This is a genomic window from Micromonospora sp. SD12, from assembly GCF_052068495.1.
Classification (GTDB): Bacteria; Actinomycetota; Actinomycetes; order Mycobacteriales; family Micromonosporaceae; genus Micromonospora; species Micromonospora echinofusca.
Map to the genome: position 1 here is coordinate 126,218 of NZ_JBQHDF010000011.1, position 15,607 is coordinate 141,824.

The following is a 15,607-nucleotide window of genomic DNA, read 5'->3' on the forward strand; positions in this document are numbered from 1 at the left end:
GGGCGGTCCCGGCCTTCCGGGCGGTCCCGGCCTTCCGGGCGGTCCCGGCCTTCCGGGCGGTCCCGGCCTTCCGGGCGGTCCCGGCCTTCCGGGCGGTCCCGGCCTTCCGGGCGGTCCCGGCCTTCCGGGCGGTCCCGGCCTTCCGGGCGGTCCCGGCGGACCGGCGACCGGTCCCGCGGGCCAGGAACCCTCGTCGGGGACGGCGGACCTCTGGGCCGCCGCCGCGACCCGGCCGGCCGGCGGGCCGCCCGGCCCGGGCGCCCCGGAGCCGCCCGCGCCGACCCCCCGCCGTCGCCGGCGGATGCCCGTACTGCTGGCCGCGGTGCTCGTGCTGGTCCTGGCCGCCGTCGGGATCGCCGTGCTCCGCCCGGGACCGGTGGCGGAGTGGCTGGGCGACGAGCCCGCCGGCCCGGGAGTCGCCACACCGGCGGCGGAGCCGGCGCCCGTGGCGGTGCTGGCCGCCGCGGACGCGAACGCCCCGATGCCCACCCCCGAGGGCGTACGCGCCGCGCTCGCCCCGCTCGTGGGCGTGCCCGCCCTCGGCGACCGGGTGCACGTGTCGGTGGCCGACGTGGCGACCGGTCAGCCGCTCTTCGGCCGGGGCGAGGACGACGGCACGGTGCCCGCCTCGGTGACCAAGCTCGTCACCGGGGTCACGGTGCTCGCGGCGCGTGGTCCGGCGTACCGCATCCCGACCCGGGCGGTGGCCGGCGCGGCCCCCGGTGAGGTGGTGATCGTCGGCGGCGGGGACCCCACGCTGGCGGTCGACAAGAAGGGCTTCTACCCGGGCGCGGCCCGCCTGGACGACCTGGCCGCCCAGGTGCGCGACGCCCTCGGCGGCGCGAAGCCGACGAAGGTCACGGTCGACTCGTCGCTCTACTCGGGCCCGGTCTTCGAGCCGGGCTGGGACGACGACATCCCCACCGGCGGTTACGGCGGCGCGATCACGGCGCTGATGACCGACGGGGCCCGCAGCGACGTGACGCGCGCGAAGAAGGACGAGGCGGCCGGCAACCACTGGGCCGAGCGGGTGTCCCAGCCCGACCTCGCCGCCGGTCGGGCCTTCGCGCGGCTGCTCGGCGTGCCGCCCGGCGCCGTCGCGCGCGGCACCGCCCCCGCCCCCGCCCCCGCCGCCGGCGCCACCCCGGGGCCCGGGGCCGAGCTGGGCAAGGTGGAGTCGCTGCCGATGGTCCGGCTGGTCGACATCATGATCAGCGATAGCGACAACATCGTCGCCGAGGCGCTGGCCCGCCAGGTCGCGCTGGCCCGCGACCAGCCCGCCTCCTTCGTCGGCGCGGGCGCGGCGATGGACGCGGTGGCCGCGGAGCTGGGCCTGCCGGCCGACGAGCTGACCCTCGCCGACGGCAGCGGCCTGTCGCGCAGCAACCGGATCAGCCCCTCGCTGCTCACCGACCTGATCGCGCTCGCCGGTGACGGCAGCCGACCCGAGCTGGCCGCGATCTTCGGCGGCCTACCCGTCGCCGACTGGTCCGGCACCCTCGCCGACCGGTACGAGACGGCGGCGACGAAGGCCGGCGCCGGGGTGATCCGGGCCAAGACCGGGACGTTGACCAAGGTGCACGCCATCGCCGGCCTGGTGAGTACGAGCGACGGGCGGCTGCTCACCTTCGCGGTGCTCACCGACGCGGTGCCCCCGGACGGGCTGACGGCCGCCCGGGGAGCGCTGGACCGGATCGGCGCGGCACTGGCCGGCTGCGGCTGCCGCTGACCGCGTGCGCGGGCGTCGGCGTCGATCCCCGGGCGCGAGCCCGGGCCGGGGTGTCGCGGCGCGGGTACGGTGGGGTGCATGGCGCAGTTCGTGGACTGGGATCTGGCCGCCGCTACCGCGGGGGCGCTGAGCAAGTCGGGCCCCCGGGTGTCGTACGCCGAGGCCACCGACGTGGTCGCTGAGCTGCGGCGGCTGACCGACGAGGCGGCCGGGCACGTCGCCGACTACACGGGGCTGCGTTCGCAGGTCTCCCACCCGCCCGTGCGGGTGGTCGACCGGCGGGACTGGGCGGCCACCAACATCGCCGGGCTGCGCGAGGTGATCACCCCGTTGGTCGGCCGGCTCACCAAGGACAAGCAGCCGGGCGCGCTGACCGAGGCGATCGGCTCCCGGGTCACCGGCGTGCAGGCCGGCACCGTGCTCGCCTACCTCTCGGGCCGCGTCCTCGGCCAGTACGAGGTCTTCTCCGCCGACCCTGGGCAGTTGCTGCTGGTCGCGCCGAACATCGTCGAGGTGGAGCGCAAGCTGGGGGCCGACCCGCGCGACTTCCGGCTCTGGGTCTGCCTGCACGAGGTGACCCACCGCACCCAGTTCACGGCCGTGCCGTGGATGCGGGCGTACTTCCTCAGCGAGGTGCAGGCCTTCGTGGACGCGTCGTCCAGCGGCGGCGAGCACCTGCTGGAGCGACTGCGCCGGGGCGTCGCCACGCTCTCGGACGCGGTGAAGGACCCGGAGAGCCGCACCAGCGTGCTGGACATCGTCCAGACCCCGGGGCAGCGGGCCGTGCTGGACCGGCTCACCGCGCTGATGACCCTGCTGGAGGGGCACGCCGAGTTCGTCATGGACGGCGTCGGCCCGCAGGTGGTCCCGAGCGTGGATCGGATCCGGGCGGCGTTCAACCGGCGCCGGGAGGCCGGCAACCCGCTGGAGAAGGCCATCCGTCGGCTGCTCGGCATCGAGGTCAAGATGCGCCAGTACGCCGAGGGCCGCAAGTTCGTGCACGGCGTCGTCGACCGGGTCGGCATGGAGGGCTTCAACAAGATCTTCGGCTCGCCGCTCACCCTGCCCCGGCTGGAGGAGCTGGGAGACCCGGACGCCTGGGTGGCGCGGGTGCACGGCCCGGTCGGCCCGGCGCCGACCGTCGGCTGACCGTACGCCCGTGGCCGCGCTCGCCCCGCCGGTGGCCGCGATCCGGGTCGCGGTCCGCCGCGCCCTGGCCGACCTGCCGCCCGGCGGGCCGGTGCTGGTCGCCTGCTCGGGCGGTGCGGACTCGCTCGCGCTGGCCGCTGCCACCGCGTTCGTGGCGCCCCGGACGGGTCGCGTCGCCGGCCTGGTGACGATCGACCACGGGCTCCAGGAGGGGTCGGCGCAGCGGGCCGCGGCGGTGGTGACGTGGGCCCGCGAGGTCGGCCTGGCGCCGGTCGAGTCGGTGCGGGTCGAGGTGGCCGGCCGGCCGGGCGGTCCCGAGGCGGCGGCCCGCGAGGCCCGCTACCGTGCGCTCGCCGAGGTCGCCCACCGGCTCGGGGCGGCGGCGCTGCTCACCGGGCACACCCGCGACGACCAGGCGGAGACGGTGCTGCTCGCGCTCGCCCGGGGGGCCGGCCCGCGCGGCCTCGCCGGGATGCCCGCCCGACGGGACCTCGACGGGGTGCCGCTGCTGCGCCCGCTGCTCGAGGTCGGCCGGGAACAGACCCGTACGGCGTGCGCGGTGCTCGGGCTGAGCCCCTGGGAGGACCCGCACAACGCCGACCCCTCGTACGCCCGGGCCCGGGTCCGGGCCGACCTGCTGCCCGCCCTGGTCCGCGCGCTCGGGCCGGGGGTGCTGGACAACCTGGCCCGGACCGCCCGGCTGGTGGCGGCGGACAACGCCGTCCTCGACGGGCTGGCCGCCGCCGCGCTGGCCGACGTCCGCCACCCGGACGGCGGCCTCGCCGTACGCGGGCTGGCCGACCTACCGGCGGCGGTACGCGGCCGGGTGCTGCACGCCTGGGCCCGGGAGTTGGGCGCCCCGCCCGCCGCCCTGTCGCACCGGCACGTGACCGCCCTGGACGCGCTGGTGACCGGCTGGCGCGGGCAGGGGGCGGCGCACCTGCCGGGCGGGCTGCGGGTGCTGCGCCGCGACGGCCGGCTCGCCGCCATCGTTCCCCGCTGATCCGTTCCGCCGGACGGTGACCCAGTGGCGCCCCGGAGCCGGGTCCGTCGGCACGGGGCCCGGTTCCGGGGCCGCGGGATCCGCCGGGAGGCGGTAGACATGGCGCATGGCGTACCCCCGACAGCCGCTCTTCGCGCCGCACGGCGCGGTGGCGACGAGCCAGCCGCTGGCCGCGGCGGCCGGCCTGGCCGTGCTGCGACGCGGCGGCAACGCCGTCGACGCGGCCCTGGCCACGGCGATCACCCTGACCGTGGTGCAGCCCCCGTCCAACGACATCGGCGGCGACCTGTTCGCGATCGTCTGGGACGGCGAGCGGCTGCACGGCCTCAACGCCTCCGGCCGGTCCCCGGCGGCCCTGACCCGCGAGCGGGTGCTCGCCGCGACCGGGGGGCGCGGTGCGGCCGCGGTCGACGCGTTGGGCGGCGCGCAGCGGGCGGGCCTGGCGATGCCGGCCCGGGGCTGGCTGCCGGTGACCGTGCCCGGCGCGCCGGCCGGCTGGCGCGACCTGCACGACCGGTTCGGCTCGCTGCCCTTCGCCGACCTCTTCGCCGACGCGATCGGCTACGCCGAGCACGGCCACCCGATCTCGCCGGGGGTGTCGGCGATCTGGTCCCGTGCGCTCGCCGCGCAGGTCGACCAGAGCGGCCCGGAGTTCGCGGAGTTCGACCGGGTGTTCGCCCCCGGCGGCCGGGCGCCCCGGGCGGGGGAGCGGTGGCGCAACCCGGACGCGGCGCGGACCCTGCGGCTGATCGCCGAGACCGGGGCGGAGGACTTCTACCGGGGCGGGATCGCGGCGGCGCTGGCCGCGCACGCGGCCCGCACCGGCGGCCTGCTCACCGGCGACGACCTGGCCCGGCACGCCTCGACCTGGGTGACCCCCGTGTCCGCCCGCTACCGGGGCCACGAGGTCTGGGAGCTGCCGCCCAACGGGCAGGGCCTGGCGGCGCTGCTGGCGCTGCACATCCTGGACGGTGCGGAGCTGGCCGGGCTGCCGCTCGCCGAGCGGCTGCACCGGCAGATCGAGGCGACGAAACTCGGCTTCGCCGACGCGCACGCCCACGTCGCCGACCCGGAGCGGGTGCCGGTGCCGACGGAGGCGCTGCTCTCGCCGGCCTACGCGGCGGCCCGCCGCGCGCTGATCACCGAGCGGGCCGGGGAGCCGACGGCCGGCGACCCGGAGCGCGGCGGCACGGTCTATCTCTGCACCGCCGACGCCGACGGCATGATGGTCAGCCTGATCCAGTCGACCTACCTGGCCTTCGGCTCCCGCGTGGTGCTGCCCGGGCACGGCTTCGCGTTGCAGAACCGGGGGCTGGGGTTCCGCCTCGATCCCGCCCACCCCAACGTGGTGGGGCCGGCGAAGCGGCCCTACCACACCATCATCCCGGGCTTCCTCACCCGCGACGGGCGGCCCGTGGGCCCGTTCGGGGTGATGGGCGGGCACATGCAGCCGCAGGGGCACGTGCAGCTGGTCTCGGCGACCCTGGACGGCGGGCTCGACCCGCAGGCCGCGCTGGACGCGCCGCGCTGGTACTGGCACGCCGGCCGCTCGGTGTTGGTCGAACCGGAGCTGGTCGCCACCGCCGAGGGGCGCGCCGCCGTCACCGAGCTGCGGGCCCGGGGTCACGAGATCGCCGTCGCGGAGGAGCCGGCGGTCTTCGGGCACGGGCAGGCGATCTGGCGGCTGCCGGACGGCGGATACGCGGTCGGCTCGGAGCCCCGGGTGGGCGGGGGAATGCTCGGCTGGTGACCGGCGGGCCGGCGGCCCCGCTCCCGGTGCCGCGGTCCGTCGCTGCGGCTCCGGGGCTCAGGCCTCCACGCGTTCGCGGAAGGTGGTCCGGTAGGTGTGCGGGGTGGCGCCGACCCGGCGGGCGAAATGGTGCCGCAGCGCCGCCGAGTCGCCGAAGCCGGCCCGGTCGGCGACGGCCTCGACGCTGAGCCCGGTCTCCTCCAGCAGCCGTCGGGCCAGCAGCACCCGCTGGTTGGTCAGCCAGTCGTGCGGCGTGGTGCCGGTCTCGGCGCGGAACCGCCGGGCGAACGTGCGCGGGGACATCTCCGCCCGGGCGGCCAGCTCGTCGACGGTGACCGGGCGGTCCAGGTGCCGCATGAGCCACTCCAGCACCGGTTCCAGGGTCGGCGCCTCGGGGGTCACGGGGATGGGTGCCTCGATGTACTGCGCCTGGCCGCCGTCGCGGTGCGGGGGCACCACCATCCGGCGGGCCAGCCGGGTGGCCGTGGCGGAGCCGTGCTCCTGGCGGACCAGGTGCAGGCAGGCGTCGATGCCGGCGGCCGTGCCGGCGCTGGTGAGCAGCCGGTCGTCCTGCACGTAGAGCGCGTTGCACCGGACCCTGGCGCTCGGGTGGCGGCGTTGCAGCTCGTCGACGTAGCGCCAGTGGGTGGTGCATTCCCGGCCGTCGAGCAGGCCGGCCTCGCCCAGCACGAACGCGCCGGAGCAGACGCTGAACACGTACGCCCCCCGGTCGGCGGCCCGGCGCAGCGCGGCGAGCGCGGTGGCCGGCACGACGGTGCCGTCCTGGTGTGCCGGGACGGCGACCAGGTCCGCCTCCTCCAGCGGGCCGAGGTCGGCGTGCGGGGTCAGGTGGAAGCCCGACGAGGTGCGGACCGGAGCCGCGTCGGGGCTGCACACGTGGAAGCGGTAGCCGGGGAACCCGTCGGCGGTGCGGTCGGTCCCGAAGACCTCCGCGAGGACGCCGAGCTCGAACGTGGCGACCCGGTCCAGGGCGAGAACGGCGACCGATCTGAGCATGTGACGAGGGTAACCGCCCGGTTGGCAGGAAATCGAGGGGAGGTGGCAATCCTGCCACTGTCCGGGCGGCGGCAACCGACGGAAACTGGTTCCAGTCCGGTGCGCACCGGCGGCGAAACCGACAGCAACCATGCGAAAGCGAGCGCCGCCATGGAGATCCTGCTCTTCCTCTTCTTCCTCGTCCTCCTCGCCCTGGCCTCGGCCGTCGGCCTCACCGCCGACAGCCGGGACTCGGCCGACTGGAAGCCGTCCGACGACGGTCGGCGCTGGCGGTCCCGTCCCTGCTGAGGTGGAACGCGGCCTTCGCGGGGTTCGTCCGGGGTGGGACCGCGCCCAAAAGGGGCGGCCCCGCCGACGGAGGCCATCCGGCGTACGGCAGGCTAGGAGCCATGGCTGACGGCTCCTGGTACGACGCCGACATCGACCACGTGATCATCTCCGAGGCGCAGATCCGCGAGAAGACCGCGGAACTCGCCAAGCAGGTCTCGGCGGACTACGCCGACGTCGATGACGGGCTCCTGTTGGTCTGCGTCCTCAAGGGCGCGGTGATGTTCATGGCCGACTTCGCCCGGGCGCTGGGCCGCAGCGGGCCGCCCGCCGAGCTGGAGTTCATGGCCGTCTCCTCCTACGGCCAGGGCACCACCTCCTCCGGGGTGGTCCGCATCCTCAAGGACCTGGACCGGGACATTGCCGGCCGGCACGTGGTCGTGGTCGAGGACATCGTCGACTCGGGTCTCACCCTGTCGTGGCTGCTGCGTTACCTGGAGTCCCGCTCGGCTGCGAGCGTCGAGGTGGTGGCGCTGTTCCGCAAGCCCGACGCGGTCAAGGTGCCGGTGCCGGTGAAGTACGTCGGCTTCGACATCCCGACCGAGTTCGTCGTCGGCTACGGCCTCGACTTCGGCGAGCGCTACCGCGAACTGCCCTACGTCGGCGTGCTCAAGCCCGAGGTGTACGCCCGGACCTGAGCCCGCCCGCGTCGGCCCGCGACATCGGCGCCGGTCGAGCGGACGTTCAGCGGGCTCTCAGCGAGCCGGACTACGGTGGAGGCCGGTGGCGTGGAGGCTCCCTCCACGCCCGACCCCCGAACCGCGGGACCGGGCGGACGGGAGGCCGGGCGCGGAGCTCGCGTCACGCCGGCTAGACCCGGTTCGCCCTACGCGTAATTGTTGGGCTCACAGGCCCGCTCCGCGCGCACACGATGATCGGATCGTGCGCGTACGCGGGGCTCGCAAGCTCGCTCGGTGAGCGCACAGCTGTTCCCTTTGTGCGTCACTGCGGGGCTCGCAAGCTCACTCCTCGCGTGCACGGTGTACCGTCGAATGACCGCGGCGCGGCAGTTTCGCGCCTCGGGGTCGAGCCGGCCCGCACGGCGGCTCCGGCCGCCGCCGCAGGCGGCGACACCATCAGACGGTCAGGACGTCGATCAGGAGGATGCGGGCGCCTCGGCGCTCGACAACAGCATGGAACGTACGCGTTTCTTCCGCCGACCGGTGGTCTGGATCATCCTGGTCATCCTCGGCGCCGTTGTGCTCAGTCAACTGTTCACCGCTGGTCCCAGCTACCACCGGGTGGACACTTCCATTGCGCTCGACCAGCTCAACAAGGGCGGCATCGACAAGGTCGTCTTCCAGGACAAGGAGCAGACGCTCCGGCTCGACCTGAAGGACAAGGCCAAGTTCGGTGACACCAACACCGACCGGATCGAGGCGCAGTTCCCCTACGAGGTCGGCGACGAGGTCTGGAACGAGGTCCTCGAGGCCAAGGCGAACAACCGGGTCACCGGCCCGGCCAACGTCGAGGTGTCGTCCGACAGCATCTGGGTGAGCCTGCTGGTCAACCTGCTCCCGATCGCCCTGCTGGTGCTCCTGCTGCTCTTCTTCATGTCGCAGATGCAGGGCGGCGGCTCCCGGGTGCTCAACTTCGGCAAGTCCAAGGCGAAGATGATCACCAAGGACACGCCGAAGACCACGTTCGCGGACGTGGCCGGGGCCGAGGAGGCCGTCGAGGAGCTGCACGAGATCAAGGACTTCCTGCAGAACCCGGCGAAGTACCAGGCCCTGGGCGCCAAGATTCCGAAGGGCGTACTGCTCTTCGGCCCGCCCGGCACCGGTAAGACGCTGCTGGCCCGCGCCGTCGCCGGCGAGGCCGGGGTGCCCTTCTACTCGATCTCCGGCTCGGACTTCGTGGAGATGTTCGTCGGTGTCGGCGCCAGCCGGGTCCGCGACCTCTTCGAGCAGGCCAAGGCGAACGCGCCGGCCATCGTCTTCGTCGACGAGATCGACGCGGTCGGCCGCCACCGTGGCGCCGGCATGGGCGGCGGTCACGACGAGCGCGAGCAGACCCTCAACCAGCTGCTCGTCGAGATGGACGGCTTCGACACCAAGGGCGGGGTCATCCTGATCGCCGCCACCAACCGGCCGGACATCCTCGACCCGGCGCTGCTGCGCCCGGGCCGCTTCGACCGGCAGATCCCGGTGGACGCCCCCGACATGGAGGGCCGCAAGGCGATCCTGCGGGTGCACGCCAAGGGCAAGCCGTTCACCCCCGACGTCGACCTCGACGCGGTGGCCCGGCGTACCCCCGGCTTCAGCGGTGCCGACCTGGCCAACGTGATCAACGAGTCCGCGCTGCTCACCGCCCGCAAGGACCAGCGGGCGATCACCAACGACTCCCTGGAGGAGTCGATCGACCGGGTGATCGCCGGTCCGCAGCGCCGCACCCGGGTGATGAGCGACCAGGAGAAGAAGATCACCGCGTACCACGAGGGTGGGCACGCGCTGGTCGCCTGGGCGTTGCCGCACGCCGCGCCGGTGCACAAGGTGACGATCCTGTCCCGCGGTCGGTCGCTGGGCCACACCCTGGTCCTGCCCACCGAGGACAAGTACACCCAGACCCGCGCCGAGATGGTCGACACCCTGGCGTACGCGCTGGGTGGCCGGGCCGCCGAGGAACTGGTCTTCCACGAGCCGACCACGGGCGCCGGCAACGACATCGAGAAGGCCACCCAGCTGGCCCGCGCGATGATCACGCAGTACGGCATGAGCTCCAAGCTCGGCGCGATCAAGTATGGCACCAGCGGCGACGAGCCGTTCCTCGGCCGCAACATGGGCCACGAGCGGGACTACTCCGACGCCGTCGCCGCCGAGATCGACGGCGAGATGCGGGCGCTGATCGAGCTGGCCCACGACGAGGCCTGGGAGATCCTGGTGGAATACCGGGACGTCCTGGACAACATCGTGCTGGAGCTGATGGAGAAGGAGACCCTCTCCACCGCCGACATGGCCCGGATCTGCGCCCGGGTGGCCAAGCGGCCGCCGATGGCGCCGTACAACGGCTTCGGCAAGCGCCAGCCCTCCACCGAGCCGCCGGTGCTCACGCCGGCCGAGAAGGACGCGCTGAAGGTACAGGCCCAGGCCGACGGCGCCCAGGCCACGGTGGGCGGCGGCACCGCGAGCAACTCCAACAACTCGGACGGTACGCACTGAGCACCGACCCGACGGCCAGTTCCCGGGTGCACCGGGAACTGGCCGTCTCCGCGACCGAGCCGGACGGCGACGACACCCTCGACTACGTCGCCGCGCGCCTGATCAGCGGCAAGCTCACCGGCAGGCCCATCGAGGAGACCATGGACCTCGGGCGGATCGAGAAGGCGGTCCGCGAGATCCTCATCGCCGTCGGGGAGGACCCGGACCGCGACGGGCTCCAGCAGACGCCGGCCCGGGTCGCCCGCGCGTACGCGGAACTCTTCGCCGGCCTCCGGGTCGACCCGGCCCAGGTGCTCAGCACCACCTTCGAGGCCAACCACGAGGAGTTGGTGCTCGTCCGGGACATCGACGTGATGAGCCTCTGCGAGCACCACCTGCTGCCGTTCCGGGGCAGCGCCCACATCGGCTACATCCCGGGGCCGGACGGCCGGATCACCGGCCTGTCCAAGCTGGCCCGGCTGGTCGAGGTCTTCGCCCGCCGGCCGCAGGTGCAGGAGCGCCTCACCTCCCAGATCGCCGACCTGCTCATGGAGCGGCTCGCGCCGCGCGGCGTGGTGGTGGTGCTCGAGTGCGAGCACATGTGCATGGCGATGCGCGGCATCCAGAAGTCGGGCGCCAAGACCATCACGTCCGCCGTACGCGGCACCCTTCAGCGCGACGCCAAGTCCCGCGCCGAGGCGATGGCGCTGATCATCCCCCGCTGACACCGCACGACCGGCCGGCCGCCCGCAACCCGGGTCGGCCGGCCGTCGCTCTGGGCGGTGGTGCTCAGCCGGCCAGCATCGCGAGCAACAGGCCCGCGCTGACCAGCACCGCCGGGACCAGGCACACCAGGGCGCCCAGCCGGGCCGTGCGCGCCACCCGGCCGCCGTCCGGCGGCGGGAAGAGCCGCCCCACGCCGATCCAGCCCGCCGCGAACGCCACCGCCGGCATCGGCAGACCGCAGACCAACGCGGCCACGCTGGCCGCCCCGGTGCCGGTCGCCACGAACAACGCCACCTGGATCGCCGGCACCAGCAGCGCCAGCGGCCCGTACACGAGCAGGTTCCGCAGGTGCGGCGGCCAGGCGGCCAGACGGGGCAGTCCGCGCGCGGAGAGCGTCGCGTCCGCGGCGTCCGCCCGGCCCCGGGCTGCGCGCAACGCGGCCAGCACCGCCGCCGGCCCGCCCGCCATCGCCCGGGCCGCCTCGGTCAGCTCCGGCGGCGTCGGGACCAGCGAGATCGGCGGTACGCCCCGCTCGCGCAGCCGGGCCTCCTGCGAGGCCAACCGGGTGCGTACGGCGGTCAGCTCCTCGCGGGCGGCCTGCACCGACCGGGCCTGCTCGCCGGCTGCGGTGGCCGCGTCGCGGCGCACCCCGTCGAGCTGACGGGCGGCGGCGAGGTACTCGGTCCACGCGGCGGCCACCGCGTCGGCGTCCCCGCCGGTGCCCGCCTGCCCGGCGGTGTCCGCCTGTCCGGCCGGGTCCGCCTGCCCGGCCGGGTCGGTGCGTTCCGGTGTCGGGTCGGCCCCGGAACGCTGCCCCGGCGCGGACTGTCCCGCCGTGGTCCGTGCCCCGCCGCGGGTCATGCCGCCTCCTCCTCGCCGAAGGGGACCAGCACGGTGCCCTGCTCGCCGGGGCCGTCCCAGAGCACCGCCCGGCCGGGGCGGGGCCGCCACTGCACCTGCCGGCCGAAGACCGATGCGAGCTGCGCGCCCGGCAGGTCCACCACGGCCACGGCGGCGAGCTTGTCCACCTCGCCCTCGGGTTCAAGCAGCGCGGCGAACGACGGCACCGTCCGCCAGCGGCCCAGCAGGTGCCGGCCGATGGGCGGCCCCTCCCGCAGCAGCGCGCGCAGCCGCTCCGGGGGCAGTTGCTCCGGCGTCGGCACGTCCAGTCCGAAGACCACCAGGAAGGCCGGCGCGGGGTCGTCCACGGCGGCGAGCAGGCCCGGAAGGTCCACCGTCTCCACCGGATGGCGCCCCGCCAGCTCGGCCGCCAACGCCTCGACCGTCGGGCGGCACTCCTCGTCCGGCGCGGCCAGCACGAAGCGGGCGCCCCCGGGGGCGTGGTGCACGGCCGTGCTGCGTACGGCGGTGACCAGCAGCCGGGCCGCCTCCGGCCCGGGGCCGAGCACGGCCAGGTTCCGCCCCGGAGCCGGCCCGAGCGACACCGCGACGGTCGTCCGGGGCACGTCCACCGCCCGGCCCAGCAGGGCGGCGGGCCCGGGTGCCTGCCCGGCGAGCGCCGCCCGGTACCGGGGATCGTTGCGCAGCAGCGGGCGGGCGTAGCCGGCGAAGACCACCGGCGGGGACGCCCCCTCCGGGCGGGCCGACCAGAGCCGGTGCCGCAGCGCCTCGACGGTGTCGGGATGGTCCTGCGGGTCCGGGAACCGGACCATCCGCTCGTGCCCCCGGATCGCGCCCCGGGGCCCGCCGAGCCCGCCGGCGGTGTTCACCACCGCGCTGCCCACCGGCAGCCCGGCGGCCGAGTCGTTCGTCGGCTCCAGCACGGCACCTCCGCCGGGCAGCGCCACCCGCACCGGGAACTGCCCCAGCACCGAGTCCCGGTCGGTACGCGAGCCCAACCCCAGGTCGCCCTCGCCGGACAACACCAGGTGCACCCCGTACGCCCGTCCGGTGCGGGCCAGCGCGTCCAGCCGGGCGGCGGCGTCGGCGGCCAGCCGGTCCCGTTCGACGAAGAGCAGCGGCAGGTTGTCGAGCACGCAGACGACCCGGGGCATCGCCCGGTGCTGGCGCAGCTCGGCGAAGCGTTGCCCGCCGGCCCGGGCGCCAGCCTCCTCGCGCCGGCGCACCTCCGCCACGAGCTCGTCCAGCAGACTCAGCACGTACTCCCGGTCGGCCGCCATCGCGGCGGCCCGCACCTGCGGGATCCACGACCGGTCCCGCTCGGTCTGGAGAAACTCCACGAAGGACTCGGCGTCGGCGAGATCCGCCAGGTAGAGGACCAGCTCTTCGGGACCGTAGCGGGCGGTCAGGCCGAGCAGCGCGGTGGTGAGGAAGGTGGACCGACCCGCGCCCGATCGGCCGCTGACCAGCCAGTGCGGCGTCAGCTCCGTGAAACCGAGGGACACCGGCCGGCCACCGGCGTCGCCGACGGTCGTGGTCAGCCCGCCCACCCCGCTCGCCGTCCACAGCTCCTCGTCGGCTGCCGGCAGCAGATCGGTCAGCGCCAGCCGGGAACCCGCCTCCACCTGCGCGGCCAGCCGGCGGCAGACCGCGTCGACGAGTTCGCCCGGCGGATCGGTCTCGATGAAGACCGGCGAGTTCAGCCCGCCCGGCGGCTCGGCGCCCGGCCCGGCGAACGGGCTGCCCGGCGGATCACCCAGCAGCGCGTACGCGGTGCGGACCGCCAGCGTCGTCGCCCTCGGCAGCGGCTCCCGGCCGCCCGCCGGGGGCCAGCCGGCCACGACGAGATGCAGGCCGGCGGACCGACCCGACCCGGCCAGGGCCCCGATGCGGGCCAGGTCGGTGGGCCCGGTCGACTCGGGCAGTGCGGCGATCACCAGCAGCAGCGTCCGGTCGTGCCGGCGACGCCCGCTCGTCCCGGGGGCCACCCACTGCTCGGCCTCGGTGAGTACGGCCCGCAGACCCGCCACGTCCACGGCCGGCGGCGGCAGCAGGCCCGCGTCCGCGAGCGGCGCGAAGGGCGCGAGGGTCGTGCCGGTCGCGTCGACCGCGCGGACCAGCAGCGCCCCGGCCGGGGTCGCCGCCAACAACCGCAGCAGTACGCCCCGCAGCAGCCCCGCCACCCGGGGATCACGGGCGTCGACGTCCACCGCGAGGTGACCCGTGCCGAGCAGCGGCACCAGCGCCGGGAACCGGGCGTCGTCCAGCGGTGCCGCCGTACCGACCCGGACGAAGGGAGGCGGCCCCTCACCGGCCGGTGTGGTCGGTGCCGTCGTCTCCAGGGGAGCGCCCGCCCAGCCGGGAGCCAGCAGCGCTGCCGCGGACCGGAGGCGGTCCGCCAGCTCGTACTGGCGGCGCTGGTCGGCAGGGACGGGCCGGGTGTCGTCGAGGACGCTCGCGGCGGCAGTCGCGGTGGCGGCGGCCCGCCGGTGCAGTGCGGCGGCGCGGTTGGTGCGTGCCTTCGGACCGACCACCGCGTCCACCCCCTCCGCCCGAGGTCGGCAACCCCTCCCCGCGCAGAGACCGTAACCCAGCCGGGCCGACTCGTCCGGGATGCGCGGCGGCACTGCGCCGGGGATGTCGTGGATCTCACCGATGGGGAGTGGTCCGTCACGATCCGCTGGATCTGGGGCATTGGGTCTACCGCGTCCAGCCGCTAGCCTCAGAGGGTGGAATCAGTGCAGCCCCCCGCCGGTTCCCAGGTCTCCCGCGTACCGGCGCAACGGCCCCCCTCCGACCACCTGGCGCCGCCCTCGCCGGCCCCGGCACCGGAGCGGCCACGGCGGCGGCTGCGCACCGTGCTCACGGTGGTCACGAGCGTCGTGGTGGCACTCTGCCTGGGCGGGGTGGCCGCCGGATTTGTGCTCTACAACCGGGCCGCGGCACCCGACCGGAGCGCGCCCGACGTGGTGGTGGACAACTACCTCCGTGCCTTCCTCGTGGACCGCAACGACACCCGGGCCAACCTCTTCACCTGCGAGAACGCCGACAAAGCCGGCCAGCTAAGGGCGTTGCGCGACGATCTCGTCGCGCGCGAGAAGCGTTTCGCGACCACCTTCACGATCAGCTGGGGCAGTCTGCAGGTGCAGCAACAGGGCAGCGGCGCCGAAGTTCAGGTCGAGCTCATCATTTCCGCCCGTGTCGACGGAATTTCCCAAAGTGATCGACAGGCGTGGCAGTTCACCACCCGCTTGGACGATGACTGGCGGGTCTGTGCAGGATCTAGGGTCCCCTGACCCGCTACTCAATCCAGAGCAAATGCACCGGAACCTCCAAGGTGGTCGGCGACTGGCCCCGCCAGGCCCAGCGATACCAGTCCACCTCCGGCGTCACCCGGACGCAGATGTCGCCTTCCGCGCCGGAGTAGGTCTCGGTGACGGCTCGCAGGTCCCGGTGCTCCACGGAGTCGACGACGTGCACCACCCGGCGACCCGTGACGGCGTCCGACTCGAAGACGGGGGTCGGAGCGCGGTGCGCCGGGGCGTCCAGGGAGACCAGGCGGACGCCCGTCTCGCGGTCCATCGACGCGTCCGGCCGCCGTGTCCCCACCGTCTCCACCCAGACCCGCTCGACCGGGACCAGGGGCGCGAAGACCTCCACCTGGTCGGACTCCGCCCGGTACCACTCGTGTTCGGGGATGACCGGTACGTAGGTTCGACTGCCCTGCACCACCCGGTCGTCGGCCCGAAGGTCAGCGCGCCAGCCCAGCCCGGGCAGGCCGACCAGCACGCGCTGACCGCGCAGCTCGACGCGACCGGTGGCCGGCACGATCTCGATCGGTCTGGGCGGTCGGGGCGCCCAGTCCGGATGGTCGGCGAACGGGTCGGGAAGCGGGTCGTTCATGACGA

General features: G+C 75.1%; 13 protein-coding genes. 9 read left to right on the plus strand and 4 right to left on the minus strand.

Annotated elements, in window-relative coordinates; translation table 11 throughout:
• Positions 1-301: 301 nt before the first annotated feature.
• From dacB to ACTMS2_RS20915, 4 genes are all read left to right on the plus strand, one after another.
• Positions 302-1,729: a D-alanyl-D-alanine carboxypeptidase/D-alanyl-D-alanine endopeptidase gene (dacB, locus tag ACTMS2_RS20900; RefSeq protein WP_441176906.1), complete on the plus strand. Its 1,428-nt coding sequence runs from the start codon at positions 302-304 to the stop codon at positions 1,727-1,729.
• 78 nt (positions 1,730-1,807) lie between these two features.
• Positions 1,808-2,878, plus strand: coding sequence for a zinc-dependent metalloprotease (locus ACTMS2_RS20905; RefSeq protein WP_441176907.1), 1,071 nt, complete (start codon positions 1,808-1,810; stop codon positions 2,876-2,878).
• Positions 2,879-2,888: 10 nt separating this feature from the next.
• Positions 2,889-3,881, plus strand: a complete 993-nt coding sequence (tilS, locus tag ACTMS2_RS20910) for a tRNA lysidine(34) synthetase TilS (protein ID WP_441176908.1) — start codon at positions 2,889-2,891, stop codon at positions 3,879-3,881.
• 106 nt (positions 3,882-3,987) lie between these two features.
• On the plus strand, positions 3,988-5,631 hold the full coding sequence (locus ACTMS2_RS20915) for a gamma-glutamyltransferase family protein (RefSeq protein ID WP_441176909.1): 1,644 nt from the start codon (positions 3,988-3,990) through the stop codon (positions 5,629-5,631).
• Between the two features lie 57 nt (positions 5,632-5,688).
• Here the strand turns inward: ACTMS2_RS20915 and ACTMS2_RS20920 are convergent, their stop codons facing one another.
• Complete coding sequence (locus tag ACTMS2_RS20920) at positions 5,689-6,648, minus strand: GlxA family transcriptional regulator (RefSeq protein ID WP_441176910.1); 960 nt, start codon at positions 6,646-6,648, stop codon at positions 5,689-5,691.
• Positions 6,649-6,798: 150 nt separating this feature from the next.
• Between ACTMS2_RS20920 and ACTMS2_RS20925 the strand changes: the two genes are divergently transcribed.
• The 4 genes from ACTMS2_RS20925 (at position 6,799) to folE (ending at position 10,837) form a co-directional block, all read left to right on the plus strand.
• Positions 6,799-6,936: a hypothetical protein gene (locus ACTMS2_RS20925; RefSeq protein WP_199184607.1), complete on the plus strand. Its 138-nt coding sequence runs from the start codon at positions 6,799-6,801 to the stop codon at positions 6,934-6,936.
• Between the two features lie 101 nt (positions 6,937-7,037).
• Positions 7,038-7,613: a hypoxanthine phosphoribosyltransferase gene (hpt, locus tag ACTMS2_RS20930; protein WP_089003078.1), complete on the plus strand. Its 576-nt coding sequence runs from the start codon at positions 7,038-7,040 to the stop codon at positions 7,611-7,613.
• Positions 7,614-8,108: 495 nt separating this feature from the next.
• On the plus strand, positions 8,109-10,133 hold the full coding sequence (ftsH, locus tag ACTMS2_RS20935; RefSeq protein WP_357722613.1) for an ATP-dependent zinc metalloprotease FtsH: 2,025 nt from the start codon (positions 8,109-8,111) through the stop codon (positions 10,131-10,133).
• A 38-nt stretch (positions 10,134-10,171) separates the two neighbouring features.
• Complete coding sequence (gene folE / locus ACTMS2_RS20940) at positions 10,172-10,837, plus strand: GTP cyclohydrolase I FolE (RefSeq protein WP_357722686.1); 666 nt, start codon at positions 10,172-10,174, stop codon at positions 10,835-10,837.
• A gap of 64 nt (positions 10,838-10,901) precedes the next feature.
• Here the strand turns inward: folE and ACTMS2_RS20945 are convergent, their stop codons facing one another.
• Positions 10,902-11,699 carry a hypothetical protein gene (locus ACTMS2_RS20945; RefSeq protein WP_441176911.1) on the minus strand — a complete coding sequence of 266 codons (798 nt, stop codon included), beginning with the start codon at positions 11,697-11,699 and terminating at the stop codon, positions 10,902-10,904.
• The gene (locus ACTMS2_RS20950; RefSeq protein WP_441176912.1) at positions 11,696-14,242 is read right to left on the minus strand and encodes an FtsK/SpoIIIE domain-containing protein; all 2,547 of its coding nucleotides are present in this window, start codon (positions 14,240-14,242) and stop codon (positions 11,696-11,698) included. The genes ACTMS2_RS20945 and ACTMS2_RS20950 overlap by 4 nt, the downstream gene beginning before the upstream one ends.
• Positions 14,243-14,437: 195 nt before the next feature.
• Here ACTMS2_RS20950 and ACTMS2_RS20955 point away from each other — a divergent pair, with 195 nt between their 5' ends.
• Complete coding sequence (locus ACTMS2_RS20955; protein ID WP_441176936.1) at positions 14,438-14,995, plus strand: hypothetical protein; 558 nt, start codon at positions 14,438-14,440, stop codon at positions 14,993-14,995.
• A 4-nt stretch (positions 14,996-14,999) separates the two neighbouring features.
• Here ACTMS2_RS20955 and ACTMS2_RS20960 read toward each other — a convergent pair whose 3' ends face one another.
• Entirely contained in the window at positions 15,000-15,602 is a 603-nt protein-coding gene (locus tag ACTMS2_RS20960) for a hypothetical protein (protein ID WP_441176913.1), read from the minus strand.
• Positions 15,603-15,607 lie beyond the last annotated feature (5 nt).